This window comes from Vibrio sp. La 4.2.2 (assembly GCF_027586995.1).
Lineage (GTDB): Bacteria > Pseudomonadota > Gammaproteobacteria > Enterobacterales > Vibrionaceae > Vibrio > Vibrio mediterranei.
Genome location: NZ_JAPPTJ010000001.1, coordinates 217,689 through 244,209, shown reverse-complemented (window position 1 = coordinate 244,209; position 26,521 = coordinate 217,689). Strand labels below are relative to the sequence as shown.

At 43.1% G+C, this 26,521-nt stretch carries 26 protein-coding genes; 11 read left to right on the top strand and 15 right to left on the bottom strand.

Annotation, left to right across the window (positions count from 1 at the left end; translation table 11 throughout):
* The first annotated feature begins 96 nt into the window (after nt 1-96).
* The 3 genes from OH456_RS01055 (at nt 97) to OH456_RS01045 (ending at nt 3,770) form a co-directional block, all read left to right on the top strand.
* Nucleotides 97-837, top strand: a complete 741-nt coding sequence (locus OH456_RS01055; RefSeq protein WP_270032615.1) for a FadR/GntR family transcriptional regulator — start codon at nt 97-99, stop codon at nt 835-837.
* 196 nt (nt 838-1,033) lie between these two features.
* On the top strand, nt 1,034-2,695 hold the full coding sequence (gene hcp, locus OH456_RS01050) for a hydroxylamine reductase (RefSeq protein WP_006069107.1): 1,662 nt from the start codon (nt 1,034-1,036) through the stop codon (nt 2,693-2,695).
* Nucleotides 2,696-2,750: 55 nt separating this feature from the next.
* The gene (locus OH456_RS01045) at nt 2,751-3,770 is read left to right on the top strand and encodes a hybrid-cluster NAD(P)-dependent oxidoreductase (RefSeq protein WP_124941846.1); all 1,020 of its coding nucleotides are present in this window, start codon (nt 2,751-2,753) and stop codon (nt 3,768-3,770) included.
* An 85-nt stretch (nt 3,771-3,855) separates the two neighbouring features.
* On the opposite strand, the gene OH456_RS01040 is transcribed toward OH456_RS01045, so the two are convergent.
* From OH456_RS01040 to OH456_RS01030, 3 genes are all read right to left on the bottom strand, one after another.
* Nucleotides 3,856-4,047, bottom strand: a complete 192-nt coding sequence (locus tag OH456_RS01040) for a hypothetical protein (protein WP_038166299.1) — start codon at nt 4,045-4,047, stop codon at nt 3,856-3,858.
* Between the two features lie 98 nt (nt 4,048-4,145).
* Nucleotides 4,146-4,496 carry a hypothetical protein gene (locus tag OH456_RS01035; protein ID WP_038221539.1) on the bottom strand — a complete coding sequence of 117 codons (351 nt, stop codon included), beginning with the start codon at nt 4,494-4,496 and terminating at the stop codon, nt 4,146-4,148.
* Nucleotides 4,497-4,658: 162 nt separating this feature from the next.
* Complete coding sequence (locus tag OH456_RS01030) at nt 4,659-5,240, bottom strand: FMN-dependent NADH-azoreductase (protein ID WP_031493742.1); 582 nt, start codon at nt 5,238-5,240, stop codon at nt 4,659-4,661.
* 204 nt (nt 5,241-5,444) lie between these two features.
* On the opposite strand from OH456_RS01030, the gene OH456_RS01025 reads away from it, so the two are divergent.
* Entirely contained in the window at nt 5,445-5,681 is a 237-nt protein-coding gene (locus OH456_RS01025) for a hypothetical protein (protein ID WP_124941847.1), read from the top strand.
* Nucleotides 5,682-5,749: 68 nt separating this feature from the next.
* On the opposite strand, the gene OH456_RS01020 is transcribed toward OH456_RS01025, so the two are convergent.
* Nucleotides 5,750-6,640 carry a LysR family transcriptional regulator gene (locus tag OH456_RS01020; protein WP_006069102.1) on the bottom strand — a complete coding sequence of 297 codons (891 nt, stop codon included), beginning with the start codon at nt 6,638-6,640 and terminating at the stop codon, nt 5,750-5,752.
* Nucleotides 6,641-6,729: 89 nt separating this feature from the next.
* On the opposite strand from OH456_RS01020, the gene OH456_RS01015 reads away from it, so the two are divergent.
* On the top strand, nt 6,730-7,950 hold the full coding sequence (locus OH456_RS01015) for a multidrug effflux MFS transporter (RefSeq protein ID WP_062455662.1): 1,221 nt from the start codon (nt 6,730-6,732) through the stop codon (nt 7,948-7,950).
* Here OH456_RS01015 and mtgA read toward each other — a convergent pair.
* Nucleotides 7,937-8,617: a monofunctional biosynthetic peptidoglycan transglycosylase gene (gene mtgA, locus OH456_RS01010; RefSeq protein ID WP_270032614.1), complete on the bottom strand. Its 681-nt coding sequence runs from the start codon at nt 8,615-8,617 to the stop codon at nt 7,937-7,939. The two genes, OH456_RS01015 and mtgA, sit on opposite strands and share 14 nt — an antisense overlap.
* Before the next feature lie 162 nt (nt 8,618-8,779).
* Between mtgA and OH456_RS01005 the strand changes: the two genes are divergently transcribed.
* Nucleotides 8,780-9,442 (top strand): YSC84-related protein, encoded by a 663-nt coding sequence (locus OH456_RS01005; protein WP_270032613.1) that lies wholly within the window; start codon nt 8,780-8,782, stop codon nt 9,440-9,442.
* Between the two features lie 43 nt (nt 9,443-9,485).
* Here the strand turns inward: OH456_RS01005 and OH456_RS01000 are convergent, their stop codons facing one another.
* Nucleotides 9,486-10,391, bottom strand: a complete 906-nt coding sequence (locus OH456_RS01000; RefSeq protein ID WP_031496647.1) for a chemotaxis protein — start codon at nt 10,389-10,391, stop codon at nt 9,486-9,488.
* A gap of 178 nt (nt 10,392-10,569) precedes the next feature.
* Here OH456_RS01000 and ppiC point away from each other — a divergent pair, with 178 nt between their 5' ends.
* The 4 genes from ppiC (at nt 10,570) to OH456_RS00980 (ending at nt 15,059) form a co-directional block, all read left to right on the top strand.
* A complete protein-coding gene (ppiC, locus tag OH456_RS00995; RefSeq protein ID WP_004737764.1) occupies nt 10,570-10,848 on the top strand; it encodes a peptidylprolyl isomerase PpiC in 279 nt (92 codons plus the stop codon).
* 47 nt (nt 10,849-10,895) lie between these two features.
* The gene (locus tag OH456_RS00990; RefSeq protein WP_006069097.1) at nt 10,896-11,252 is read left to right on the top strand and encodes a YibL family ribosome-associated protein; all 357 of its coding nucleotides are present in this window, start codon (nt 10,896-10,898) and stop codon (nt 11,250-11,252) included.
* Nucleotides 11,253-11,429: 177 nt separating this feature from the next.
* Nucleotides 11,430-13,361 (top strand): alpha-amylase family protein, encoded by a 1,932-nt coding sequence (locus OH456_RS00985; protein ID WP_270032612.1) that lies wholly within the window; start codon nt 11,430-11,432, stop codon nt 13,359-13,361.
* Between the two features lie 339 nt (nt 13,362-13,700).
* A complete protein-coding gene (locus tag OH456_RS00980) occupies nt 13,701-15,059 on the top strand; it encodes an alpha-amylase family protein (protein ID WP_270032611.1) in 1,359 nt (452 codons plus the stop codon).
* Between the two features lie 39 nt (nt 15,060-15,098).
* Here the strand turns inward: OH456_RS00980 and OH456_RS00975 are convergent, their stop codons facing one another.
* From OH456_RS00975 to OH456_RS00960, 4 genes are all read right to left on the bottom strand, one after another.
* Nucleotides 15,099-16,940 (bottom strand): DUF3413 domain-containing protein, encoded by a 1,842-nt coding sequence (locus OH456_RS00975; protein WP_270032610.1) that lies wholly within the window; start codon nt 16,938-16,940, stop codon nt 15,099-15,101.
* 179 nt (nt 16,941-17,119) lie between these two features.
* Nucleotides 17,120-17,770, bottom strand: a complete 651-nt coding sequence (gene elbB / locus OH456_RS00970) for an isoprenoid biosynthesis glyoxalase ElbB (protein ID WP_006069093.1) — start codon at nt 17,768-17,770, stop codon at nt 17,120-17,122.
* Between the two features lie 170 nt (nt 17,771-17,940).
* Complete coding sequence (locus OH456_RS00965; RefSeq protein ID WP_270032609.1) at nt 17,941-19,164, bottom strand: HlyD family secretion protein; 1,224 nt, start codon at nt 19,162-19,164, stop codon at nt 17,941-17,943.
* Nucleotides 19,158-19,478, bottom strand: coding sequence for a hypothetical protein (locus OH456_RS00960; RefSeq protein WP_031493189.1), 321 nt, complete (start codon nt 19,476-19,478; stop codon nt 19,158-19,160). The genes OH456_RS00965 and OH456_RS00960 overlap by 7 nt, the downstream gene beginning before the upstream one ends.
* Nucleotides 19,479-19,603: 125 nt before the next feature.
* On the opposite strand from OH456_RS00960, the gene OH456_RS00955 reads away from it, so the two are divergent.
* On the top strand, nt 19,604-20,614 hold the full coding sequence (locus tag OH456_RS00955; protein ID WP_038221595.1) for an AraC family transcriptional regulator: 1,011 nt from the start codon (nt 19,604-19,606) through the stop codon (nt 20,612-20,614).
* A gap of 31 nt (nt 20,615-20,645) precedes the next feature.
* Here the strand turns inward: OH456_RS00955 and OH456_RS00950 are convergent, their stop codons facing one another.
* From OH456_RS00950 to OH456_RS00930, 5 genes are all read right to left on the bottom strand, one after another.
* Nucleotides 20,646-22,571 carry a tetratricopeptide repeat-containing diguanylate cyclase gene (locus tag OH456_RS00950; protein ID WP_124941854.1) on the bottom strand — a complete coding sequence of 642 codons (1,926 nt, stop codon included), beginning with the start codon at nt 22,569-22,571 and terminating at the stop codon, nt 20,646-20,648.
* Between the two features lie 144 nt (nt 22,572-22,715).
* Nucleotides 22,716-23,939, bottom strand: coding sequence for an alpha/beta hydrolase (locus OH456_RS00945; RefSeq protein ID WP_270032608.1), 1,224 nt, complete (start codon nt 23,937-23,939; stop codon nt 22,716-22,718).
* Nucleotides 23,917-24,126 (bottom strand): hypothetical protein, encoded by a 210-nt coding sequence (locus OH456_RS00940; protein ID WP_124941855.1) that lies wholly within the window; start codon nt 24,124-24,126, stop codon nt 23,917-23,919. The genes OH456_RS00945 and OH456_RS00940 overlap by 23 nt, the downstream gene beginning before the upstream one ends.
* 138 nt (nt 24,127-24,264) lie before the next feature.
* A complete protein-coding gene (locus OH456_RS00935; protein ID WP_124941856.1) occupies nt 24,265-25,128 on the bottom strand; it encodes a MurR/RpiR family transcriptional regulator in 864 nt (287 codons plus the stop codon).
* Between the two features lie 10 nt (nt 25,129-25,138).
* Complete coding sequence (locus OH456_RS00930; RefSeq protein WP_198558730.1) at nt 25,139-26,407, bottom strand: amino acid deaminase; 1,269 nt, start codon at nt 26,405-26,407, stop codon at nt 25,139-25,141.
* Nucleotides 26,408-26,521: the final 114 nt, after the last annotated feature.

The following is a 26,521-nucleotide window of genomic DNA, read 5'->3' as shown; positions in this document are numbered from 1 at the left end:
AGAGCTGATAACCTTGTGTTTTAAGGTAACTGCTTCACCCGACAGGGAGTTTCAGTTACCGTAGACATTGAAATCGAGTAAAAATAGAGGTGTCTTTTGACCGTCAAAAAACGACGAACCGAAAACGTAGCGTCAGCGATTAAAAAATGGATTGTGGAACAGAAGCTTCAGCCAGGAGATAGACTTCCTAATGAAGTGGAAGTGATGGAAATGTTTGACGCCTCAAAAAGCACAGTGCGCGAATCGATGCGACTATTAGACGCTCAGGGGCTATTGCAGACAAAAACGGGTCCCAAAGGTGGTGTCTTCGTTTCCGAAGTCTCTGAAGAAAAAGCGCAAATGTTGCTGAGTAATTATCTATTCTTCAAGGAGACTTCAATTGAAGATTTGTATCAGCTACGTCTCGCATTAGAGCCCCAACTTGCCGCCAGTTTAGCGGGTAAACTAACGTCGAATCAGCTCAAAGAGCTAAAGGACCAAACCAAATTGTATGCTGCGCCTCCTCGTGATATTTATGAAGAGCGAGAGCATCACTTAGCGTCGATTGAATTCCATCGTATTTTGGCAAGTTTTTCCTCCAATGAGTTACTAAAACTGGTTATCCGTTTTACTGCTCAAATGTTGTCAGATATGACAATCTACAAGAAGCTATATGAGCCAGAAAATTACGATCTCTGGCGCACAGGTATAGATAGCCAACTTTCATTAATTGAGGCATTGAGAGTTGGTGATTCTGAAATGGCGTATAAAGTCATGCAGAAACATATGAAAACCGCGTTGAAACTAATGAAACTTCAAGAAGTTGAAATGGAGAATCGTTTTCTTGATGTAATTTAGGTCATAATGACTCAGGTGTGTTTTAATGTTGTGATTGTGGTCTAGGTCTAAATGACTGTTTTAATTGTGATTTTTGTGTTAAAAGTCTTTAATTACAATAAGATAAAAATTGGCACACGTTATGCTATAGAGACTTCAGGAATAATCAGCTTTGGCAAAGTACCAAGGCACGAATTAAAATACTGGAGTCCTCATTATGTTCTGTATTCAATGCGAACAAACTATTCAAACCCCTGTTGCTAAAGGGTGTTCTTATACTCAAGGTATGTGTGGCAAAACGTCTGAAGTTTCTGACCTACAAGACGTATTAGTGTATACCCTTCAAGGGGTTTCATTCTGGGCCGATCAGGGTCGTAAATTTGGTATCGTAGACCAAGAAATCGACCAATGGGCGCCTAGAGCATTCTTTTCTACGCTAACTAACGTTAACTTCGACCCTGAACGCATCATCGAGCTCGCCAATCTGGCTGCAACATATAAAGCGCGTCTTCAAGAACAAGTTCAAGCTGCCTCTCTAGTACAAGGTATCGCGATTGATGAACTTTCTCCTGCAGCTCAGTTTGACTTACCAACTACAAAACAAGCGCTATTAGAATTTGCTCCAACTGCAGCGGTAAACCGTGGTCACGATAGTCTACATGAAGACGTGATTGGCCTTCGTTTACTCTGTCTTTATGGTCTTAAAGGTGCAGCCGCCTACCTTGAGCATGCTCGTGTACTCTCTCAAAAAGATGAAGCGGTCTATGGTGAGTATCACCAAATTATGGCTTGGTTAGGTACTGACCCTGTCGATTTGGAGCCATTACTGAATACCTCGATGCAAATTGGTCTTATGAATTACAAGATCATGGAAATGCTAGATAAAGGTGAAACGGAAACCTTCGGTCACCCTGAGCCGACTCAAGTTAACGTTAAAACGGTAAAAGGCCACTGCATTCTAGTGTCTGGTCACGACCTTCATGACTTAGAGAAAATCCTTCAACAAACAGAAGGAAAAGGCATTAACGTCTACACTAATGGTGAGATGCTCCCAGCTCACGCTTATCCAGAGCTTAAGAAGTACCCTCATTTAGTCGGTAACTATGGCAGCGCATGGCAGAACCAGCAAAAAGAGTTTGCCAACTTCCCTGGTGCGATTGTAATGACGTCTAACTGCCTGTTGAATCCTAATGTCGGTCAATACGCGGACCGTCTGTTCACGCGCAGCATTGTAGGTTGGCCAGGTGTGGCGCACATTGAAGGGGACGATTTCAGTCAAGTGATTGAATGTGCACTTGCACAAGACGGCTTCCAGCACGACGAAATTGAACACATGATCACGGTTGGGTTTGGTCGCAATGCGCTAATGCAAGCAGCACCAGCAGTCGTCGAACAGGTGAAAGCGGGCGCAATCAAGCATTTCTTCTTGGTTGGTGGTTGTGATGGCGACAAGGCAGAGCGTAGTTACTACAGCGATTTTACAGCTCAAGCTCCGGAAGATAGTGTTATTCTGACGCTGGCGTGTGGCAAGTTCCGCTTCAACAAAAACCAGTTTGGTGACATCAATGGTATTCCTCGCCTATTGGATGTGGGTCAGTGCAATGACGCTTACTCTGCTATCCAATTGGCATTAGCGCTTGCTGATGAGTTTGATTGTGGCATTAACGAATTGCCACTGACTCTCGTCCTATCTTGGTTTGAGCAAAAAGCGATTGTTATTTTGCTGACACTCTTTGCTTTAGGCGTTAAAGGCATCTATACCGGCCCAACGGCTCCTGCATTCCTTACAGATAACCTGCTTAGCATCCTACAAGAGAAGTTTGATATGCGCGGTATTTCTACCGTAGAAAACGACTTAAAGACGATTTTGGCAGCGTAAAAAAGTACTAGAAATGGCGTTTAAGACGCCATTTCTTACTCAGAGGAATGATGTAATGGCATGGTCCCAATCAGATACGATAGAGCTGACATGTACTAATAAGTGGTTTGAAACACCAGATTCGGTATCGTTTGAACTTGCTTCAAAGTCCGGCGAGACTGAATTTCAATTCAAACCGGGTCAATTCTCATCGCTTGGCTTCGATATTGACGGCAGTAGAGCGTATCGAGCTTATTCAATTAGTTCAGTACCGGGGAGTAAAACGCTTAAATTCACGGTGAAGCGCGTCGCAGGCGGTTTGGTGTCAAACCATATTGTTGAGCAGCTTGAAGTTGGTGCTCAGGTAGAAGCGTTAGCACCGCTTGGTCATTTCAATAATATTGACTGTCAGCCCAAAAACAAAGTCCTAATGATCAGCGCGGGATGTGGTATCACACCTGTCATGTCCATGGTCGATCAATGGCTTGTGGACGGTGCAGATGTCAATATCGAATTTCTCCATCTTGCGAAGAGCAAACAAGATGCAATTTACTTTGATAGGTTGGTTGAGCTTAACCAAACGGTCGATAACTTCGCACTAAAAATGTTGCTTGAGGACAATTCTGGCACAGATTTTCCGCAAGGTTTGATAAATCTTGAATGGCTAACGTCGTTAATTCCTGACTTTCATGAACGCACCGTTTATTTGTGTGGTCCAACGGGCTTTATGGAGGTAGTCAAATCTTCCCTAGAGCAAGCCAACTTTGATATGTCGGAGTTCCATCAAGAAAGCTTTACGCCGACTGATGTTACGGTAGACATGGAAGAGGGCGTTGTAAAAGTTGCGGTGCCTGACTTTGGCGTTGAGCTTGATGCTGATAAGGGAACCTTGTTAATTGATGCCTTAGAGAAGGGAGGCGTGCCGGTTATTGCAGCTTGCCGCAGTGGTATTTGTGGTTCATGCAAATGTAAGGTGAAAGTTGGCCAAGTAGACTCTACCAGCTATGAAACGTTGACTGAAGAAGAGAAAGCTAATGGATTTGTGCTGGCTTGTTCCAGTACCATTAAATCGGATGTAGAAGTGAGCTTGAACTGACGGATTGTTGATAATTTGCACTGTTTTGGGAGGGCGTATCGACTGGTTCGAGCGCCCATTTTTTTTACGGGGTTTTATATCAATTCTAGGTGTGACTTTTTGAGCAAGACGAACAAGATTGTGCTTGTTTGATCAACTGCTGGAAGTGAACATCATCAAATGACTTTGAAGTGGGCTCAAAGTGAGACTGAGGGCAAGGGTTGGTCACATAATGACTGGGACTCAATAAGGCATAGGCAGCGAGTATGGCGATAGCAAGAGCGAAAAGACGTTTCATGGTAAATCAATATGAAATAAGTGATGAGTTACCATAACGAATGGCTGTTAGAACGTCGTTTCTAAGAGTATTAATAATGATTAATACTATCCTCAGTGCTATTCCATCATATGTGGAAAGAAAATACGGGTTAGAATAACTACCACAGTGATAATCAGATACATCATATAGAGCGAATGCAGGCGGTTACTCGGATATCTGTGAACATAAATCAGTCGAATATAGAAAATACAAACGGCTGCAATGAGCAGCAAGATAACCTCTATCAAGTTTCCCAAGCTCTGTGCACCTACGCCAAACACTGCCAGTACAGACCAAGCAGCGAAGACCATTAGAGGCAAAAACGCATCTCCCCAACTCAACGCTCCTTTGCGGTAGGCGTGAACACCCCCCGGAAAGGCGACTAAGTAGTACGCGCTTAGACAAAAGCAGAAAAAAACGACCAACACGGCTCCTCCAATTCATTGATAAATAAATTATTGCACAGGCGTATAGTTATATCTGTGGAGAAGTGTCATAGGTTTGTATGGAAACAAGGGGAAGGAGTGCGAGAAACAAAAGCGGTGAGTACAATTCGCGTTGTATTTGCTCTATTGACTCACCAAGAACGGTTAGACTAATGCGCTCAGAGATTCTAGTGCAGATGCACGGCTTTCTGCGGCAGGTTCATCACCCATGTTTAGCGCTTCGGCATAAATGAATTCCACATCCGTCATACCAAGGAAGCCTAAAATCGTAGCAAGATAATCATTCATACTGTTGCGAGGTGTATCTTTGTGAATGCCACCACGAGTAGTCAATACCACCACTTCTTTCCCTTGGATAAGACCAACAGGCCCGGTGTCAGTGTAGGTGAACGTTACGCCAGCACGGGCGATAAGATCAAAATAGTTCTTAAGCTGGGTTGGAATCATGAAGTTGTACATCGGTGCCGCAATAATCACTTTGTCTGCGCTCTTGAGTTCCTCAATGAGGTGGTCTGAAAGTTTGACAACCTCCTGAAGTTCTGGCGTTAAGTCTTCGCCATTGCTGCGAAGAGCTGTTGCCACTTCCATGTTCAATACTGGTACTGGATTAGTGGCTAGGTCACGAATGATCACTTCGGATTTACCTTCAATAACTTGATCAATGATCTGATTTGATTGAGAGTAATCACCTAGAATGCTGGACTTTAGAACAAGAGTTTTAGACATATCGTTATCCTTTTATGGGGAAGTCACTTTCGCTTCCTAAACAATGCGTCCAGTTTAATCAGACGAAGCGTGTCTGAAAAGTCACTAAATTTGAGAGAGAAGTTCGAAATAACTGAACAAGAAAATAACCACAATTAAAGTGGATCTACTTATGCAGGACAATAAGGAATATTTGGATTTTTCATTACTTATTGGAGTTTAATTATGCCTAAATGGATAACATTGTTGATGGTGTTCGGGTTTATTGCCTTGGTTTTCTTGAGCATCATGGCTTATTTTTCCGGGATGCAACTCATTGTTTACACAGCATCTGAATGGAAAAACAGTTGGTTAGTTATTGCTGGTCAGCTCGTTTGGTTCTTCTTCTGTTTGTCTTTGGCCATCGGCGTACTAGATAGGACTCTGAAAAAAACAAAGATGCACTTTACTCGCGCATCTTGAACCAAAATGGAGCTTGCTTTCTTTTTATTGATATAGAGCAGGGTAGTGCTTACGATTTTTCCATTGCTTTACCCTTCCTCGTTCGACTGAGCCAAACGCATTTTGATATAGTCCAAAAATAGTTTGGTTCTCGTATGCTCATAATCCAGTTTAGGGTAATAGGCGTAGACGGTAGAATCCAACGCTTGGATCTCGGGTAGAACTCTAACTAAAGCGCCAGACTTGACGTCTTCTTTGATCATAACGTCGTTACTGATTAATACCCCCATCCCATTTTTAGCGGCATAAAACAATGCTTCTGGGTTAGTAGTCGCAAAGTTTCCTGACAACATCACACGTTGTGTTTTGGATATCTTGTATTCTCGTTGTGGACGCTCACCCCAAATAAGGATGTTATGTTGTTTGAGCTCGTCAATAGATTGAGGAGCGCCAAACTCTCTGATGTAGGAAGGCGCAGCATAAAAGCCGATACGCTGCTCAAATAATGAAGTTTGTCTCATACTAAGACTATTGAGTGTTTCGAGCTCGCGACTAATAAATACATCTAGGTTGGTATCTGGAAGCTGACCGGGAATTGTGGTGGTCAGCTGAATTCGAATGTCAGGATATTGCGTCAGAAAGTCGTTTAAATACTGAACCAGAAATTTGGAGCCGACGGCGATGGTTGCGCCTATTTTTAACAATCCTGCCGGTGTTTCATTGACCGAGCGAGTCTCGTCAATGATGGACTGAAACCTATCAAGAGAATCTTTTGAGCGTTGATAGAAAAGCGCACCTGCTTCAGTTTGGGTGACAGAGCGAGTGGTTCTTTTTAGAAGCTGGACACCGATACGTTCTTCAAGCCAGTGGACGCGTTTGCTGATGGCTGAACTGGTAGTATTCAGTCTTCTGGCTGCACCATTGAAACTGCCTTCTTCGACGACACGAATGTAAGTATTGATACACGATATCCAATCCATGTGCACTCCTAGATTATTTCCTATTAGGACGTATTCTGTTTCCTTTATAGTGTATTATCAATGATTCATACGCAATATAGAATGTGTGTATGAATAGAAAACACAATAAATCTTTTAATAAAACACCTATGTTGCTCGCGATGATGATCATCGCAACGGGTCAAGTAGGCGTGAGCATTTACTTACCTTCACTTCCACTTATTAGCGAAGCCCTATCGATTGGACATGCGGATGTTCAGATGCTCGTGACACTGTTTTTGGTTGGTTTCGGACTTTCTCAACTCTTTTATGGTCCTTTGTCCGATGCTATTGGCCGACGTCCCGTGTTTATCCTTGGTCAAGGAGTTTACCTAGTCGGAACACTGCTGTGTATTGCTTTAAATGAACACTTTACCGCGTTAGAAGTAGGTCGATTGCTTCAAGGACTCGGAGCCGGTAGTGCTTCCGTGTTGGGACGAAGTGTACTTCGTGATAGCTATGACGGAAAACAACTTACCAAGGCGCTGTCTTATATTTCGGTGACGGCTTCGGTTATGCCTATTATTGCCCCTGTCTTTGGTGGCTGGATTGCATTTCACTTAAGCTGGGAAGCAGTGTTTGTTTTCGTCTTGGTATATTTGGTCGCTATCTTCACGCTTGGCTGGTTCATCTTGCCGGAAACCTTGCCTTATAAGCCTCGTAAATTCAAAGTGACAGAAGTGATCCATGGCTATTCAAAGTTAATTGTTAACCCTCAAGTGATTGGCAGTGCAAGTTATAACTGGATCAGTTACCTAGGTGCAGTTGTCTCTTTAAGTTTATTCCCATTCTTAATGCAGCATCAGCTGGGTTTAACTGCGGCAGAATATGGAACGATAATGATTATCCCATCAGCAGGTCTTATGATGGGAAGCGTATCGCTCAATATCCTCAACCGGTATTTTTCTAACAACTGGATTTTGTTCCTCGCCATTACCATTATGTCGTTATCGGGTTTGTGGTTGTTAATGACTGAGATGACGGTATTTAACCTTGTGTTCGCTTTTACTTGGCTCACTGTTGCTCAAGGGTTGTCATTTCCGATTTCCATCGCTTTGTTACTTGGTCCTCATAAAGAAAACGCGGGCGCGGTGTCGGCGTTATCCGGCTCAATTCAAATGGTGATAGCTGGTGTATTTGGTGGGTATTTGGTTGAACGCTGGGTAACAAGCCAAATGACGCTAGGAAGTTTCTATATTGCATCAGCCTTGTTGATGGCAGCCGTTCTTCTAATGAGCCAGATCAGACGTTATGCTGGTGGAACGAAACAAATGGACACTATTGATAGTTAATTGAATTATATCCTAGGTTATTCATCTGACTTACTACCCAGAGTGTCCGCTTGTTAACGTAATCTGACATCGGTGTCGGCTTAATTCGATAAGGGTTAGGCAGCACTACTGCGAGTTGAGCTGCTTGGACTTTACTTAATCTGTTGGCACTGATGCCAAAGTAATATTGACTGGCTGCTTCTACACCATAAATACCGGGGCCAAACTCTATAACGTTCAAATAAACTTCCATAATGCGCTCTTTACCCCAAATGACTTCGAGCAGTAAGGCAATATAAAGTTCATAAGCTTTTCGAATGTAAGTTTGGCTTGGAAATAAGAACACGTTTTTTGCGGTTTGTTGAGTAATGGTACTCGCTCCGCGAGACGGGCTGCCACTCTCTGCCAAAACACTTATAAGGGCTCCAAAATCCACACCAATATGATTTGGGAAATTCTGATCTTCTGACGCAATTACTGCGAGCGGCATGTTAGGGTTTATCTGAGATAGAGGAACCCATGTGTGGTGGGTTTGTGTTGGATAACCTTCCGGTGGAAATAGGGTACGAGCTACTTTCCATCCCCAAATTGGCGGATTAAGAAACTTAAGGAATACGACTAACAGAATCGGAACGCCGACTAATATCAAAATTAGATTGATGAGCAGCTTCTTTATCATAGGATTCATTAAGTTATTACTCGACTTGATATGGCAACAGTGTAGATTCTATTTGCTTTAGGTGCAAAACATGCTGTGAAGGAATTGATCTATTGATGAGTGCGTTATAGGGTGAACTAATGATGAAAATTGTCGTCAAAATACAAAATCTTACTCGAGAAAGGAAAGAGTATGTTAGTTAGAATTAGGCCTTATCTACTGGCTGCGTGTGTTACCATTATCCCCCAAGCCTATGCTTCAGAAGCACTTCAGAAAGATGGTCAAAGTGTCACAGAAGGAACTGAAGTGGCTAAAGAAAAAGACCAAGCAGTTTCTGCTAGCGATAATAGTAGTAAATATGAAGCTACGTTAAATAAATTCAAGCAAGCAGACGCAACGCACCCATTTTTCAAATATGCGTATGGTTATGCACTATTTCCAACCGTTGGTAAGGGTGGTTTTGGCATTGGTGGGTCCTACGGTGAAGGGCAAGTGTATCGCCAAGGCGTTCACGTTGGTGATTCAACGTTAGCGCAGCTTAGCATTGGACTTCAATTAGGCGCACAGGCTTATAGCGAAATCGTTTTCTTCGAAAGCAAAGCAGACTACTACTCATTTACAAGCGGCAGTTTTGAATTTGGTGCTCAGGCATCTGCTGTTGCTTTAACGGTGGGCGCTAGTGCACAAGCTGGTTCAACAGGTGTAGGGGCACAGGCTGGAGACAACCAGACTAAAGCGAATTACATTAATGGCATGGCAGTATTTACCATGACTAAGGGCGGCTTAATGTATGAAGCTTCTATCGGTGGTCAAGGGTTTTCATTTGCGCCAAACAATAACTACGACGGTAAATAAGTCCATTATCCCTTTCAGCTTAACTACTGGTTGAAGGGGAACTTCAATTCGCAGTTAGGTTCTCCGCCCCTCTCAACATAGCTTCAATCAATTCACCCGCATTGAACTTAACTAGCGCTTCGTGGGCACCAACTTGATGAGCACGCTCCGTGCACATTTCGCTTGAAAGCGAGGTGTGTAAAATGCGGTAGGCGTGACTGAGTGTTTGGTCATTTTGAACTTCGAAAGCCAGTTCGTAACCATCAAGACCGGGCATTTCAATGTCACTGACTAATATATCGATAGCATCATTTTGCTTTGCTTTAACGCGCATAAACTCAAGGGCGCTATTGCCATCTCGGCAGATATCGAAAGGGATATTGATGTTGTTAAGCGCATCACCTAACTGTTTGCGCGCGATGGAAGAGTCGTCAACCAGCAGAATGTTCAGCGACTTGATTCTTTCGCGCTGGACGTCGGTCAACATTGGGATCTTGGTATCGGCGTACTGTGGATAGATTTTGGATAGTAATAGTTCTACGTCTAGTAGCTGAACTATATGATCTTCAAATCGAGTGACCCCAGTAACAAATACATTTCTACCTGCACTATCGGGAGCTGGCTCAATGGACTTCCAGTCGCATTCTATGATTTTATCAATATCTCGAACCATAAACGCTACAACGGTTCTCAGGCAATCGGTAACCACTAAGTAGGTGTTCGCGTATTCCTCTGGTGCGATAGGTCTAAAACCAATTGCAGCTGCCATATCAATAACGGGGACGGTCAGGCCTCGAATGCTGACAGTGCCAACGACATGTTGATGAGAGTAGGGAATTTGCGTAGTGGGTAAGAAAGGAACGATTTCTCGCACTTTTAGCGTGCCAATGGCAAAACGTTGCTTTTGCAAGTTGAGGGTAAACAGTAACATGCCCTGTGATTGGTTCGCTTTACTGATGCTAGTATTCATTTGAGTTCTTACTCTATAAGCCAATAGATTGATTTTATAAACTTTATTATCAAAAGTTAATGCGGCCGGGAAAGAAAAAAGTTTAGCCGCTTGAAAAGTAAACGTGATTTGTATCTCATTTTCTATTACACTCTGCGCATTCCATCATCCCATAGACGCTAAAAAGGGTAGACAACTAATGGCAAGAACTGCGGCAGCACTTCACATTTTAGTGAAACATAAAGAACAAGCTGAAGATATCATCAAACAGCTGAAAAAAGGCGCTAAGTTTCAAACTCTTGCTAAAAAGTACTCCACTTGCCCTTCAGGTAAAAAAGGCGGCGACTTAGGTGAATTTCGTAAGGGACAGATGGTGCCTCAATTTGACAAAGTTTGTTTTAGTGGTGAAACGCTTGTTCCCCATTTAGTGAAGACTAAGTTTGGTTGGCATGTCGTCAAGGTCTTGTACCGCACTTAGTTCGCAACACCGCTATTCGCTAATAATTAACAGGAAACGTTCCGGCCATGAGCATGAAACAAGAACTACAAAAACTGAATAACCGCCTCGATAAATGTAATCATAAATTGGCTGGTGCCAAATCGCGTGGCGACAATGAGCTGATTTCTCGCTTTACCGATGAAATCGACAAACTGACAAAGAAGATTGCTCAGCTTAAGCACAAGCAGAGCTACGATATGAACAAAGAGCGTAAAAGCTTGCTTGATATGCCGTTTTCTCGTGAGATCACCAAAGCAGAACAGGCGGATATGGGTAAACTGAAAAAGTCGGTAAAAGGCTTGGTCGTAGTGCATCCAATGACGAAGATTGGTAAAGAGCTAAAGCTGAAAGTGATGACAGGTTTTGCTCCAAAAAAATTCTAAGTCTCGATCTAGAATTAACTAACACTAATGGAAAGCGCATCTTTTGATGCGCTTTTTTTTGGATTCTATTCATTGAACTTAATCGATTAAGAAGTTGGTCACACAAAAACTCGAATATCGAAAATTAACTTATTCTATAATTGGTTAAGTTCAGACTTAATCGATTAAGGTGAGGTAATGCAAGGAATCACGACAAGCCAGAGAGCACTTAAGCAGGTAATGGACTCCATCACCTTACCCAAATTGACTAAAAAAGATGAGAAAGAGCTTTATGGAAGATTAGAGCAGCACTTTCCGGCCTTATTTGAGCACTATTACGCTTTGTATGGCACTCGTTATGATTTTTTCTTTTATCTACAGAAACTGGTAGAAATGCTCTGCGCAGGATTCGCATCGCGTTCTCGTAAGCTAAAAAACAAAGATGCGATTCGACTTAAAACACCTAATTGGTTTCGAGATGAAAACGTCCTAGGCATGGCAGTTTATGTTGATTTGTTTGCGGGTGATTTTAAAAAACTGAAAGAGAAGATCCCGTATTTTGAGCAACTTGGCATTAATTATGTTCACTTAATGCCTTTGTATTTAGCTCCAGAAGGGAATAGCGACGGTGGTTATGCTGTGTCGGATTACCGTAAAGTGGACCCCAAGCTAGGTACAGAGAAGGATCTGAAGTCCTTAGCCAATGCCTTTAACGAAGCTGGAATTGCCCTGGTTTTAGACTTTGTCTTTAACCACACCTCAGATGAACATGTATGGGCAAAGCGTGCTCGATCTGGTGACGAGCAATATCAAGAGTTTTACTATTTTTTTGACGACAAACGGGACGTTGATGAATACAACGCTACGTGTCGAGAGATATTCCCTTCAGTTAGGCGCGGCAGTTTTACGTGGTTGGAAGACGTAGAAAAATGGGTATGGACGACCTTTAATAGCTTTCAATGGGATTTAAACTACAGTAACCCAGCAGTATTTAACGCAATCACTGATGAAATGCTATTTTTGGCCAACTTAGGTTGTGATGGCTTACGTCTCGATGCATTAGCGTTTATCTGGAAGGAGAAGGGGACTCAATGTGAAAGTTTGCCAAAAGCGCATACTTTGATTCAGGCATTCAACCTCTGCTTACAGATCACAGCTCCATCAGTTTTATTTAAGAGTGAAGCCATCGTTCATCCGGATGAGGTCGCTCAATACATTGATAAAGATGAATGCCAATTATCCTATAACCCATTGATGATGGCTTTGATGTGGGAAAGCTTGGCAACCAGAGAAACCAAGTTACTCACAGCGTCTTTAAAGAAAAGTTTTGCTATCTCGCCGGATTGCAGTTGGGTGAACTATATACGTTGTCATGACGACATTGGCTGGACTTTCGATGATGCTGTAGCAGATCAGCTGGGTATCAATGGGCATGACCATCGTCAGTTTCTCAATCAGTTCTATACAGGTAAGTTTGAAGGGGCGTTTGCCAATGGTATCCCATTCCAAGAAAATCCAGAGACTGGGGATTGTCGAGTGTGTGGATCTTTAGCATCGCTATGTGGTTTGGAAGCAGCGATGCAATCTGGACATCAGCAAGATATTGAGTTTGCTGTGAAACGAGTCAGATTGCTAAATAGTGTCAATTTGAGCATTGGCGGTGTACCGTTGATTTATCAAGGTGATGAACTCGGGATGTTCAATGACTATCAATACGTTAACGATCCACACAAAGTTGATGATACTCGTTGGGTTAATCGTCCAGCTATTTCGGAAAAAGACATTGCGATTGCTCAAGACCAATGTGATCCGCGAGGTCGCATTCATCAACAGCTAATAGATATGATTCAGCTTCGTCAATCTCTGCCAGTGTTAGGTGTGGCGGAAACGGAAATTCTAGAGACGTATCGGCCTCATCTTTTTGCTTATGTCAGAAAGGCAGCTAATGGTGACCGACTATTGGCTATATGTAACTTCAGTGAACATCGGCAAACCATTCCAACATCCATATGTGATATTTTGGGTTCAAGAGAGGTGCAAGACGTGCTTAACCAAGAGCGAAAGCCCTATCACCAAAACATCATTTTTGATGCGTATGATATTAAGTGGTTGAAAGTAGTAGAAAACTAACTCGTACTATGCTCATTAATCAAAGTGACTACAAGCTGTGAGCAAGCTCACAGCTTCATAGGTGGCTTATACACACGCTATCATTTTGTTACAAATACCGACTCTAGCTTCTAAGAATGCGGACAAGTGAACCATTACGATTTTTATATCATAATTTTCAGTCACTTATATGTTTTCTTTGTCGTGTGAGAGTATCGGCTTTTCCCAAGATTCCGTTGCCTTTTTTAGCTACGCCCAACCCCTCAACCAACAGAAAGTGGCTTGAGGATGAGTTGCTAACTGGTATGAACCTTATAATTTCGTTCATTAGTAGTGAACCCGGTTAAAGGGGATGGACCAATGTCAAAGACAACGAACAACCAAAGCAATGTGATTTTACATGCGTTTGATTGGCCTTATGCGCTGGTGGCTCAGCGAGCAAAAGAAATAAAGGAACTTGGGTATCAGACCGTATTAGTTTCACCGCCAATGAAGTCATTTCGTGACAGTAATGAAGTGAAGTGGTGGCAACTTTATCAACCTCAGGATTATCGAGTTATCGATAACAAGCTTGGAAATACCGAAGACTTCAAAGCAATGATGTTGGAATTGAATGATGTGGGTGTATGGGTCTATATCGATGTGGTTTTCAACCATATGGCCAACGAATCGGCGGCTAGACTGGACTTACAGTATCCAAGCAATAATGACATGCAAAGTTATACCGAGCATCGTGCCTATTTCGAACAGCAAAAGCTATTTGGCGATTTGGATGAAGCACTGTTTGATGAGCATGATTTTGTTGAGGCGTTTGGGATAGAGAATTGGAAAGACCGTTGGGAAGTGCAAAATGGTCGACTAACAGGAGGCCCTCAAGATCCTGGTTTACCTACTCTGCGAACCAGTTCTCATGTTATCAAGCAGCAACAAGCTTATCTCTTAGCGATGAAGAATCTCGGAGTTCGTGGTTTTCGTATAGATGCTGCTAAACACTTGACCATCGAGCATATAAAGCAGGTATTTACTAAGGAGATAACTCAAGACATGCACGTCTTTGGTGAGGTAATTACCGATGGCGGAGCGACGGAAGAAGAGTATGAACTTTTCTTGCAACCTTATTTGAAAGAAACTCGCTTAGCAGCTTATGATTTCCCTTTGTTCAAAACGGTGTACGAGGCTCTAGAATCTAAAAGCGGAAGTTTGACGGCATTAATTGACCCATACTGTTTCGGGCAAGCGCTTACTAACGAGCGCTCAATAACCTTTGCTGTGACACACGACATTCCTAACAATGAAGTATTTAGCAACCTTGTAATGAGTGAAACCAACGAATGGCTTGCGACGGTATACATCTTAACTCGTGATGGAGGGGTACCTCTTATCTATTCTGATCTCGACCCTAGTGGTATCAAAAATACCAACGAGGAGCCGAGATGGGTCGAAGGTTGGAGGGACCAGAAGTTGTCTCATGTGATACGCTTTTGCCACGCAGTTCATGGTGAACCGTTTGAGTTGCTGGAAGCGAATGACGATCTTTTAGCGTTTAAGCGAGGTAGGAAGGGGATTGTACTAATCAATAAATCGACGCGCCCGAAATCAATCAACGTCGACCTTAATGGACTGTATAACTCGGTTCTAACTCGACAATCGGTTGATGGAATAACAGGAAATATCCACGTAGCGGCTGGATCGGCAGAGTTATTGATATGCGGTGAATAAAACAAAGCCCTCTGTGAAGAGGGCTTTGATGTGACTGTTTTATTTGGTGTATCGAGTCAGCAATTCGATGGCGTATTGCATTCTCTCTTGATCAATTTCTTGTTTCGGAAGCAATCTATTTCTGCCATCTTTCACTTCGTAAAGACCATTACCTTTTAGTGAGAAGATCTTATCTTCGGAGACCACGGCATAGTCACCATAGTCTGCGATAATTGTGTATGGTCGATCAACAAACTGACCATAAAGATCTTCGCCCACAGTGTAATCTTCAAGATCATTGGTGACACCTAGGTAGTTCTTCATTAGCGTTGGAACAAGGTCGAAATGCGTAGTCAGTTTGCCCTTTGGCCACTGATTTGCCGCTTTGTCTACTCCGGCACCTAACATGATGAACGGTACTTTAACCTGAGCTTCAGTGAAGTTACCGTTGTGTCCCCAGAAGTTCTGGCCATTGTCGTTTAGCTCTTCACCGTGATCTCCTGTAACGATAATTAGTGTGTCGTCATAAGTACCAGCCTGCTTAAGTTTCTCAACCACGTCTTTGATTTTACTATCTACAAAGTGTGTGCTAGTTCGGTAACGGTTAAAGATTGGCTCTGGGTCGGAGTCGTTACTGCGAACAAATGGGTTATTTGGTCCAGACATTGGCTCAAACTTTGGCTCATAATCATCAGGGAAAATAAAGCCATGTGGTGCATCAAAGAACAAAAATGAGAATGTTGGTTTGCTACTGTTGACGTCATACCATTTCATCCAGTCGTCGACCAATTCGATATCGCGATCAGCCGCTGAACCTTGGCTCTTGCCACGAATTCTCAAGTTAGGAATCTTAGCAAATATGGTTCGGTTAAATTCTGGTGATTCGATGTGAGCCGAAGTAAACACTCCAATCTCATAGTTTAACTCTTGCAGTCGGTCCATCAAGACGGTAGGACGTTGATTGGCAAGCATTGGATGCCAATATGGACCTGGTAAGCCATAAAAAAGTCCAAACGTACCCATACGTGTTGCATTACCAGAAGAGTAATGTTTATCAAATGAAAGACCCTCTTGAGACATTTCATAGACGGTAGGCATGTATTTTGGAGTAACGGTATCTGGACGCCAAGAGTCAATCAGTATTAATACGATATTCTTTGGCTTTTCCGGTGCATTACCAACTAGTGGGTGAAGAGGGTAATTCAAGCCACCTTGCATTTTAGGCGCTTTCGCTTGTTTCTTTGCTAGCTCTTCTCTACTAATGAACCCGTGTCTCATCAAAAGCGAATTAGCGATGGTTGGGTAGAATAGTGGAAGGTATTGGTTAACAAAAGACACAGGTTGGTAAGCAGTGGCCGCTGCCCAAATATGTATTCCATGGCTAGCCAGCGTAGTCGCTAAGAAAAGGGGTAGAAATGCCTTACGTAGTTTTTTAGTAATAGTAAATCTACCGACTTCCATCTTACCTAAAGCCCACCACTGGAAGCCAAAAACCACTGCCAATCCAGCTGTAAGCATCGCCCAAGCCGAAGCCGGAAACTCGACAATTTGGCCTGACATAACTAACGAGAGAACCGGGTAATTCAAATGGAACCGATAGAAGCCGAACACCATAGTGTCTATGAATAGAAACGTCAGTGCGATAGTTGCTAACAGTGCCAGTATTATGCGTTTCGCTTTAAAGGGCAGGAAGCATAGAACTAAACCTACTAGCCAAAACACAAGAGCGAGTAGGCTCATGTGACTGAACAAGCTTGTTACAGCAAATGAGAATTGAACCCCATCAAAAGGGACCTCAGGAAAGTACAGGAAGTAGCGAGCGCCTATAAGGGTTGCCAACAGCGCATTAAGAATCCAAAACTCATAGTAAGGACTTAGCTTAGTTTTTAAGTAAGTAAACATGTTCAATAAACCAATATGATAGATGGCATTTAAAATCGTGATAACGCTATATCGTGCGTTGTCAAAGAAGCGCGTATTGTATGCGAGTGAAAACAAATTTGAAATAAAAACGATACAAGGCTTGCACATTGTTACAAAGCCCCATGTATTTCGATGAATGGGGCCTTATTTGAGGTCGTTTAAGCGAGAGAAATCAGCTTATTAACCAATTTTTCTATGCCGTTGTTGGCTTCTGAAATGGTTGTTGCCAGCATATAGGCTGGTGTAGACACCACGTTGTGTTGCTCGTCGTAAACAATATCATCCACAGCGCATATAACGTGTTGACCTCCTAACGCCGCAAATCCGGCTGCAGTGTCTGAGTCGTTACCTATTGTTCCTCTGACGTCATTTGGATAAATCAATGGAATGATAGTCGGGGCAATACATAAATAACCTGCAGGTTTCCCAGCTTCAGCAAAGGCACGGCACGCACTCGCTACGTGTGTGTTAATGGAGCATTCTGCACCTTTAATGGCAAAGTCAGTAAGGTTCTTGGCTGCGCCAAATCCACCTGGAAGCAGTAGTGCATCAAAATCATTCACATCCAGCTTTTCGACGTCTTCAATATTCCCTCGCGCAATACGGGCAGATTCAACGAGTACATTACGACTTTCTTCCGTTACTTCCCCTGTTAGATGGTTAATGACGTGCAATTGCTCAACGTTAGGAGCGAAACAGTACCACGTTGCATTAGCTTTCTCTATAGCGTGCAGGGAAAGCACAGACTCATGAATTTCAGCGCCATCGAATACGCCTGACCCACTAAGAATGACGGCTATTTTTTTCATACTGATCATTTCTCCTTGTTATTAGGGCATTAAGACTTTAGGACAAAATAGGGCACTTTGTCTGCTTGCTATGCCACAGAATGCTAGTTGCTTCAAACTACAAAAAAGCCACCCGTTAAGGGTGGCAAAGGGAACCGATAACTAAAATTTGCTATCGTAAGTGGACCTGTTTAAATTGAGTAGAAGAAGTAGAGTTGCGACTTCATTCTCAAGATGATGCCTCGAATGACGTCTAAGAAAGCAAGAAAACCTATCGGTTTTTCTCCACTTACCCATGCTAGTCCAACGGCACCGACCGGGATGTCATAACCTTCAGTCTCTTGTATTTTCAAGCGCACAAAGTGATGCTTGTTATTCAGGTTCTTACCAGTAGTGGTGCGTACTGACTGGTCAATAGCAAGCAATGTGCCTTGCGATTCACCCGTCGCTTCAACAATACCTTCCACTTCTGCGGCAAAAACATGTCCCGGATAAACGGATGTAGAGAATTCAGCGGGTTGTCCAGCTTTAATGTTTCGAATAGCTTGGTGATTAACACGCATCAGTACATACTTTTCGTTGGTGTACATTTGCAATCGTGGTACTCGCGATAACAGTTGCCCTTCACGAAGAATGAAGTTGGTAACAAAGCCATCAGTCGGTGCATAAACTTTGGTGCTGTCGAGGTCCCACTGTGCGCGTTCGACAGATTCCGTAGCGTTTCGCAAATCATTCCTTCTGCTGTCTACAGCAAATTCATATTTACTGATAGAAAGTAGTGCTTTATTTGCATCTACACGGCGTTTATCAAGTTGTGCTTCGGTAGTCTTTACTTTGTGTTTTGCCACTTCAACAATGCTAATTTGCTTGTCTATATCACTTTCGGTGATTGTGTTACTAACCACGGCGTTCTGCTCTTGGAAGCGTTTCAGCATTTTTCGTTGTAAGGTGTAATCGACCTGCGCTGAGCGAAGCTGACTTGCCGATGTTTCAACACTCTTTTGTGCAGAAAGATAGCTAGATTTTGATATTTCGATATCTTGGATCGCGCTATCTAACGCTACTTGTGCAGCGTCGTGTTGTATTACCGCTTGATCTAGTGCGATTTGATAAGGTTTTGGGTCAATCTCATAGATGAGTTGACCTTTCTCAATCTGTTGGTTGGGCTTGATGTGCAACTTAACGACTTTCCCCGTTACATTAGAGGAATCTGGACGAAGCTGAATATGCGGAGCCTGAACTAGAGAGCCACCGGAGAGATCCATCGGGGTATAGTTAATCAACCCCACCCAAACGAACATTAGCCAGCCAACGCCACCAATATACGCGAAGCCTTTAGAAAACTTGTTCCATGGCATACCTATTAACCGCAGTAGGTATATAAACAGAGCCCAAACTGCTAAACCCTCTAACATGTTGTGTTCTCCGTATTATCTTCTTTTCCGTGCCAAATATCTCTAAGTCGAACAATCGCTTTTTCCATGTCTACAAATGCAATGATGACGGCCAATACCCAAACCCAATGCCAGATAAAGCCTATCCATGTGAGAGCGGTGATTAGTCCTAGCTGATGGTGATCTTTGCTGTGTGCTTTATTAATAGGAAGCTCGTGAATACGCCAAAACCCATATACCGCGGCAACGACACTTGCGACTAATACGATTCCTGATACGACGTGTAATGCGGTGTCTGCGCTCGTTCCGACAAATGGGACACTCAGTAGGCTCATTGATTTACCTTATAAGATTTAGAAGAAACAAGAGTCTATTCGACATAGAAATAATCATTTACAAAATGATAGATTTCATCAAGAATCAACATGTTTTGAGGCAATTAGTATCATCTGGTGACGATATGTTTGAGAATGTACACTTTGTAAGAGCTATGGGTATTGCGGGGCTGGTCGGAAACCTGCACAAAACCTATGGTGTAAGACCAGAAGAGTTGGGGATCCCAGCTAAAGCCCTCGAGTTTCCAATGACACTGATCCCAGTTTCAGTTCTCAATCAGTTCTACGAGAACATTGAGTTGATAACAGGAGATCAGGATGCCGTACTTAATCTTGTCAGCCAAATGTCGATTGATAGACTAGGTTCTATGAGTCGCTGGTTTTTCTCAGGTCATGATCTTGCCTCGACCATTCGTCGAATTAATTTTGGTATTACTTGTATTCAATCTGGGGCTTTTCTCAGTGGCGAAGTAGTGGGTCCAATTGTTAAGTGGACGTATTACAACAGCTCAATTTCTGCAGCCGCAAAAGCCGATGATGGTGTCAGAGTTGCAAACTTCATGTGTAATGTATTGAAGCGCTATCTGGGGGAAGAGTTTGTTCCTGATCGTGTTTGTATATCAGGTACCAAGTCAAATAGAAGTAAATACGAGGCCTATTTTGGCTGTCCAATTGAATGGGGGCACAATCAAACAGAGGTTTGGTTACCCAACAAGCTGCGATTACAAGGCAACAAGATACCGTCATTAGCCGCAGAAAAGCTTTCTATGAGTTTTGCAGATCTCGATAACTATTTGAACATGCCAGACTCTCAAGATCATATGAAAGTGTTGTATGAAGTGGTGAATTATTCGCGACATTTTGGGATTCCAACATTAGCAAAGGTGTCGGAATTGTTGGGCCTGTCGGAGCAGCAATTACAAAGACGGTTACAAGCGTCTGGGTTAAACTTTACCTCAGTGGTAGGATTCGTTCTATCCGGGGAAGCGGTGAAGCAAATTGTGCTAGGCACACCTATGGAACAAATTGCCGAGAGCCTAGGTTATACCAATATGACCAGCTTTAGCCGTATGTTTAAGAAATACCGAGGTATTACTCCAAAGCAGTACCTAAACAACTACCTTTCCGCTTACTAATCTGAGTTTTTAAGCTACATCTGGTTGATTGTTAGGCGAAAACGACTTTATTGCGCCCTTCAGATTTGGCTTGATAAAGGTGCTTATCAGCAATATCGAGCTTGTTACGCCAATGCCTTTGGTAGTTTGCAGGACTTAGTAAGGTTGCGCCAATAGATGCAGTCACCGTTAATCGACCTTCGTCAAAATATAGGCTGGTCGTTTCAACGGTGGTTCGAAGCCTAGTTAGACGATCTTGCAATTGAGCAAGCGTGTCTGCACGGACAATGATAAGAAACTCTTCACCACCCCAACGTGCTAGTAGGTCGTCATTTAACAAGACGCTGTTGAGCGTTTGAGCAACTTCTTGTAGGACAATATCCCCAGCCGCGTGACCCAATTTGTCGTTTATATCTTTAAAGTGGTCAATATCAATTAAACCGATAGCAATATGCCCTTTGCCCGGTAGAGCTCTATCACCACTAAGATAATGTTCTGCAAACCGACGATTTGGTATGCGCGTGAGTGAGTCCAGCATGCTCTGCTCACGCAACGAATGATTGGTCGACAACAAGGAAATGTTTTGCTGTTGGAGCGTATTCTTGCTTTTAAACAGCAGCAAAAAGCCAAACATACCTGCCACAAAAATGGCCGCCCACATTTTTTCCTTAGACTCTTGGTAATCGATGCGAGTTTGCTTGAGTTTGTTCTCCGTATGAAGTTGGGTGATTTTATGCTGCTGTTCGGTATCAGCATGTACTTGCTCTAGTTCAAATAGGGCTTTTTGGCGTCTATCGAAAAGTAGGATCTCGTTTTCTTTTTGATAAAGCCGAGCATACCTATATGCAGTATCAAAGTGCTGCTGTCCGGCATAAAAATTAGCAAGGTGGTTGTATGCTTTTGCCGTATTAAGAGGATCTTTTAGAGCAATGAATTGATCTTTGGCACTAATCAATAACGACTCTGCTGTACTGCTGTTACCAAGAAAACTCAATGCTCGTCCAAGGTGTGTAATGCAATGAGGGACCTGGGTTTTAATCTGATATTTTTCTGCTAAAGATAGGCACTCTTGAGCGAGCCATTCAGCTTGTCGGTAGTGTCCTTTTTCAAGTGAGTTATATGCCTTATTGCTTTTAACATTGGCGATAAGGCTAACATCACCGAGCTGATCTGCCTTTAGTTCTGCTAAGTCAAGATACTCTGACTGTTCACTCAGGCTACCAATATTACCAGCGATGATAGATCGATTGAGGGCGAGTATCGCCTCTTGTTCTAATTGCGGTTGATGACTCTTCTGGAGCCAAAAATAGCCCTCTTGGTTGTATTCAAGCGCTTTATCCCATTCTTCTAAGTCGGCATAGATTAAAGAGATATTGGAAATAACTTTGACCACATACGCGGCGTCACCAATACTACGGAAAATCTCCAATGCTGCTGTATAGCTTTTTTTTGCTTGTAACTGTCTATTTTGACTGGAGTGGATGACAGCGATGAGGTTGTGTGTCCTTGCTTCAAGGTGCAAGTAACGCAGCTTTTTGGCGGCCAGCAGTGCGCGGTTTGCTCGTTGTAAGGCGACATCATAGTGACCATCGGTAATATCAAAGGTCGCTAACCACATATCACTCTCTGCTACTATCCAAGGCACGCTTTTTTGGATGCCGATTTGTTGCATGGCATCTAATGCTTTACGTGCTTCCAAAGGACGTTTGTGTGCTCGATGATGTTTGAATTTTCCAAGATAATAGTAGTAGCTTGCAACTGGATCGTGTCCAATCTTCGCACTTCGTTGAAGTTGCGTTAATAACTCGATTCCATGATTAAAACTTGAGTAACGTACTGCATTCAAGGCAAGTACCGTTTCTTTGTAGGGTTTGTCTTCTATGAGCGTGAGGGGGGAAAATTGGGCATAAACGACCCTAGAGCTTAACGCAAACAGAATGATGGTGAACAAGAAACACAGTCGGATAGCTATTAGCACTGATAGGTTAATAAGAAATAATTAGTACGTCGTATTGTAAATGTTTAAATTGTCATCGTCAAATTATCATTTTTGGAACTGATATCAACAAAAATGTCTATTCTAGAGAGTTGTATGGTTATAAAAGAGCCAATTGACTTGTCGCTAAGAGTTAGGTTTCATTACTAAATCAATAGATTGCATAAGCTCTTGAAAATACGGGTTGAAGGTTAACCGTGCATGGATTTTGTTTGGTTCTTGATAACCGTAAGCGGAATACCAAACCTGATGGCCCGATTGGCAGTTTGCATAGTCAATGTCACGTTGACCGTTATCACAAATGGTGATCATGCCAGTCTGCCCATAATACGGGTTGTTAGGGCTGAATAGCATACCCATATGAGAGCCGTTGGAAACACGATATTCAGGTAAAACCATCGTCTGACTGATGATTCTCTGACCTTCAGGGGGGTGCTCTCCTTGCCAAATAAGTCTGCTTTCAGCATGGATAAACTGGTTTTGGAACGCTTGAGAGGCTGCGGTGGTATCGACAACGCTATCGGTTTCACTCAACACCATTAATGTTGGTTTGACGAAAAGATGAGTAGCGAGGTTGTCTTGTACGACTTTTGCCGTTTGGTAGTATACGGCTGCGCCATTCATAGGCAGCGAATTGTAACGTAGTACATTGTTCTCTGGGTCTTGGTCAGCCCAGTCCATGAAGTAACTTGCAAAGCGCGCGTATTTGACTGCTTCCGATTTGGGTTGGAATGCTGGAGAGAAAAGCAACAGCCCAGAAATACGGTCATCATTCAGTGCATAGGCAGTCACAAGATTAGCGCCGGTAGAGTATCCGCCTAGCCAAACATTAGGATAATCTCCAAGCAGTAGCTGAGTATGGTGTGAAACGATATTTTCCCAGTCAGAGTAGCTAGGCAGCAGCAAATCACCGGCCTTACTGCCATGCCCAGGAAGTAAAATTGCTCTAACTAAATAGCCTTGCTTAACCAAATGTTCCGCAATGTCGTGAAACGAGTAGGGTGAGTCACCAAGTCCGTGCACTAACAATATGGCTTGACCATTAGGGGAGTCAGGCACTAGCTCAAAGGGACTATTGAGCGCAATTTCTTGTTGATGATCGTCAGATTTGAATGCACGGTTTTCAGCAAGCCATCGTTGAGTATCTTGGATGTATCGCTCAAATGAAGCTTGCTGATAGGCAGGGAGTGCCTTTGCTTTTTGGTAGGCAGGGTCGTTGTTCTTGGCAGAACAACCAAATATACCTGCAGTGATGAATACAGAAATATAGAAGACGAGCGCGACCAGTTTTCTTTTATGTCGCGAACGTATTTCGCGAATAGCAGACCTACTTGGACGAGACTTCTTCATATTCACCTTCTATTGTATTGCCTTGCATATTTTGGCGCTGTTGAGCTAACTCTTTGTCGAGCTCTTTCTTAATACGATTACCCGTGACATATGCAGCAATGGTAAGTGGAATTGCCATGATTAAACTGAACATCATCGCAACAAAGCCGATAAATAGGGCGCTAACGGTTAGGAGTGCTTTTTTCATAATGACCTCTCTTGATAAACAGCGTCGGAAAATGGATGAGTCTTTATGTGCATCGCTCCTTGATGGTTAGATAATAGAGCAATCAATATGAACCAAACATGAACGCTAGTTCACAATTGCGTTCATGTTTGAATACTTTTAATCACCTAAAGGTTGGCGATCGCTGCCTGTGCGGTGACTATCTAGAGCGAGTTTGAGGCGACGTAAGCGGTCACGAGAGCGACGCTTGTGATTGACGGCAAGCTCCATCGACAATACATCAACCAGAGCTAGCATAGCGTAACGAGATGCCGACGGTTTGTAGATGAAGTCGGTTTCTTTGTGAATAATGGGAAGAACAATATCACTGAGCTTTGCTAAAGGTGAGTCGGCAGGAGTTATGGCTATCACTCTAATCCCGTATTGCTGAGCAATTTCTGCGGTTTCGACGATAACAGGGGTATGTCCCGTCGCGGAAATGACCACCATGACATCGTTGGCGTCTGCAGTAGCAGCGACCATTCTAGTAAGAAGACCATCGTTGTATGAGACCACAGGGTAACCTAGCCTAAACAAACGATGTTGAAGCTCTTGCGAGGTAATAGTTGAACCGCCGCCCACACCCACTGCGATTATTTGTCTAGCAGAGTGAAGCATGGTAACGGCTTGGCTAATATCGGCTTCATTGATAAGGGCACGGTTGATATCCAACGCCTGTTTGATCGATTCGTAAATGCCTTGGTGGCTTGTTTGGTCAGGCGGCTCAATGATGAAGCGCTGCCCAACGGCGAGTGATTGCGCCAGTTTGATCTTAAGATCTCTAACATTAAGACAACCTACAGCCTTAGCAAATCGAGTAATAGTCGCTTCACTAACGCTTGCTTGCTGTGCTAGTTCGGTAATACTCGCATTGGCGGCAGAATGTATATCGTCGGTAATTAAGTCTGCTACTTTCTTTTCAGCATCACGAAGCGCGCTGTAGCGCTCCGTGATCTGAGATATGATGTCTACTTCTACGGTCAAAACTTTCCCTCTAAAAAGCCGTTTCTACCCATTGCTCAACATTATGCTCATTGTCGCTGATCGCGAGAAGACGCCATTTATCAAACGTAAGGCATGGGTGTGACGTTGAGAACGCAATCATATCACCAACCTGAAGTGACGACTCTGCTGGAATGGCCAAAAATGTGTGTTGGTCCATAACATCAGTAGCGATGATCTTGTTTTCTTTGATTTCAGCACCTGCTCGATAGATACGTTCTGGGATCGGCAGTCCCGCATCGAAGGCTACATCCCTCTTACCGAGTCCTACGATCGCTTTGGTCGGCTCTGGTCTAGAAATTACATACGCCCACACTTCGAGCGAAGAGGATAGGTCACCACCCAACTCACACGCATAACCACCATTTTTAACTGCTCTGGCCATGACTTTTTCTTGGGCGTCAAGATAGATCCCTGTGTCATGAATAACATAGCAACCTGGTCGAATAACAGCCTGAAAGTCATTCAAATGAGCAAAAGTTTCTGCCACGACGTCATACCATGCGGATCCAGCTCCGGTGAGAATAGGCTTGTTAGGCAGCAACTCCTGACTGATGAGGTCACGTCCAATTTCAATAGTCTCTGTTAAGAAAGCCCTAACGAGAGACTCTTCATCTCCACCATGAATGACTCCCTCGTAGACCTCGATTCCGACCAATGAGACATGAGGCAAAGTACTAATATGTTTAGCAAGTTCGACTACCTCTTGTTTCGTTCTGCAACCGCAGCGACCTCCAGCAACACCGTATTCAATTAACACTTCAATGTTCGCATCTATACTTGAATAGAATTGTTCCAATTGATCAGCGTTAACGGCTGAGTCTACGCAAACGATGACTCTAGCTTGAGTCTCTTTCTTAATACGAGCCACCATTGCCATATTTGCTCTACCAACCAGTTGGTTAGCGATCATGATATTTTTTAACCCAGCGCTAGCCGCTGTTTCTGCTTGTGGTGCCGTTGCTACTGTTATCCCCCATGCACCTTTTTGCTTTTGCATGGCGAAAAAGTCTGGTGTCATGGTGGTTTTTCCATGTGGACAAAGCAAAACGCCATGATAGTTAGCAAAAGCTTGCATCCAGTCCATGTTATTCAGCAATGCTTGTTTGTTAATAACTGCTACGGGTAGGCTAATTTCTTCATTAATCAGGCTGTATTTTGTCTTAAGCTCAGCCGTCACTGGCACTCCTTTCATTCCTCTGTCAAATGGTACCGTTGTATTTTTCTGTTTGTTTCTATCATTTTCTTTTAAATCTATCATTGGTAATTCTCTTTCTAACATGATTTAACTTGTTGATATTTAATGTTTGATGGTAACAATGATAATTAATATGTTAGAAACTATCAAACTTAATGAGTTAAATTGTGTAATTAG

Bases quoted from the DNA above. Each gene is read 5' to 3' on its own strand.
- ppiC (WP_004737764.1), top strand. From the start codon at position 10,570: ATGGCAAGAACTGCGGCAGCACTTCACATTTTAGTGAAACATAAAGAA.
- OH456_RS01025 (WP_124941847.1), top strand. From the start codon at position 5,445: ATGCCTAAATGGATAACATTGTTGATGGTGTTCGGGTTTATTGCCTTG.
- OH456_RS01030 (WP_031493742.1), bottom strand. From the start codon at position 5,240: ATGTCTAAAACTCTTGTTCTAAAGTCCAGCATTCTAGGTGATTACTCT.
- OH456_RS01015 (WP_062455662.1), top strand. From the start codon at position 6,730: ATGAATAGAAAACACAATAAATCTTTTAATAAAACACCTATGTTGCTC.
- OH456_RS00965 (WP_270032609.1), bottom strand. From the start codon at position 19,164: ATGTTAGAGGGTTTAGCAGTTTGGGCTCTGTTTATATACCTACTGCGG.
- OH456_RS00985 (WP_270032612.1), top strand. From the start codon at position 11,430: ATGCAAGGAATCACGACAAGCCAGAGAGCACTTAAGCAGGTAATGGAC.
- OH456_RS01005 (WP_270032613.1), top strand. From the start codon at position 8,780: ATGTTAGTTAGAATTAGGCCTTATCTACTGGCTGCGTGTGTTACCATT.
- OH456_RS00940 (WP_124941855.1), bottom strand. From the start codon at position 24,126: ATGAAAAAAGCACTCCTAACCGTTAGCGCCCTATTTATCGGCTTTGTT.
- OH456_RS00975 (WP_270032610.1), bottom strand. From the start codon at position 16,940: ATGTTTACTTACTTAAAAACTAAGCTAAGTCCTTACTATGAGTTTTGG.
- mtgA (WP_270032614.1), bottom strand. From the start codon at position 8,617: ATGAATCCTATGATAAAGAAGCTGCTCATCAATCTAATTTTGATATTA.
- OH456_RS00960 (WP_031493189.1), bottom strand. From the start codon at position 19,478: ATGAGCCTACTGAGTGTCCCATTTGTCGGAACGAGCGCAGACACCGCA.
- OH456_RS01020 (WP_006069102.1), bottom strand. From the start codon at position 6,640: ATGGATTGGATATCGTGTATCAATACTTACATTCGTGTCGTCGAAGAA.
- elbB (WP_006069093.1), bottom strand. From the start codon at position 17,770: ATGAAAAAAATAGCCGTCATTCTTAGTGGGTCAGGCGTATTCGATGGC.
- OH456_RS01000 (WP_031496647.1), bottom strand. From the start codon at position 10,391: ATGAATACTAGCATCAGTAAAGCGAACCAATCACAGGGCATGTTACTG.
- OH456_RS00980 (WP_270032611.1), top strand. From the start codon at position 13,701: ATGTCAAAGACAACGAACAACCAAAGCAATGTGATTTTACATGCGTTT.
- OH456_RS00990 (WP_006069097.1), top strand. From the start codon at position 10,896: ATGAGCATGAAACAAGAACTACAAAAACTGAATAACCGCCTCGATAAA.
- OH456_RS01040 (WP_038166299.1), bottom strand. From the start codon at position 4,047: ATGAAACGTCTTTTCGCTCTTGCTATCGCCATACTCGCTGCCTATGCC.
- OH456_RS00945 (WP_270032608.1), bottom strand. From the start codon at position 23,939: ATGAAGAAGTCTCGTCCAAGTAGGTCTGCTATTCGCGAAATACGTTCG.
- OH456_RS00930 (WP_198558730.1), bottom strand. From the start codon at position 26,407: ATGATAGATTTAAAAGAAAATGATAGAAACAAACAGAAAAATACAACG.
- OH456_RS00955 (WP_038221595.1), top strand. From the start codon at position 19,604: ATGTTTGAGAATGTACACTTTGTAAGAGCTATGGGTATTGCGGGGCTG.
- hcp (WP_006069107.1), top strand. From the start codon at position 1,034: ATGTTCTGTATTCAATGCGAACAAACTATTCAAACCCCTGTTGCTAAA.
- OH456_RS01045 (WP_124941846.1), top strand. From the start codon at position 2,751: ATGGCATGGTCCCAATCAGATACGATAGAGCTGACATGTACTAATAAG.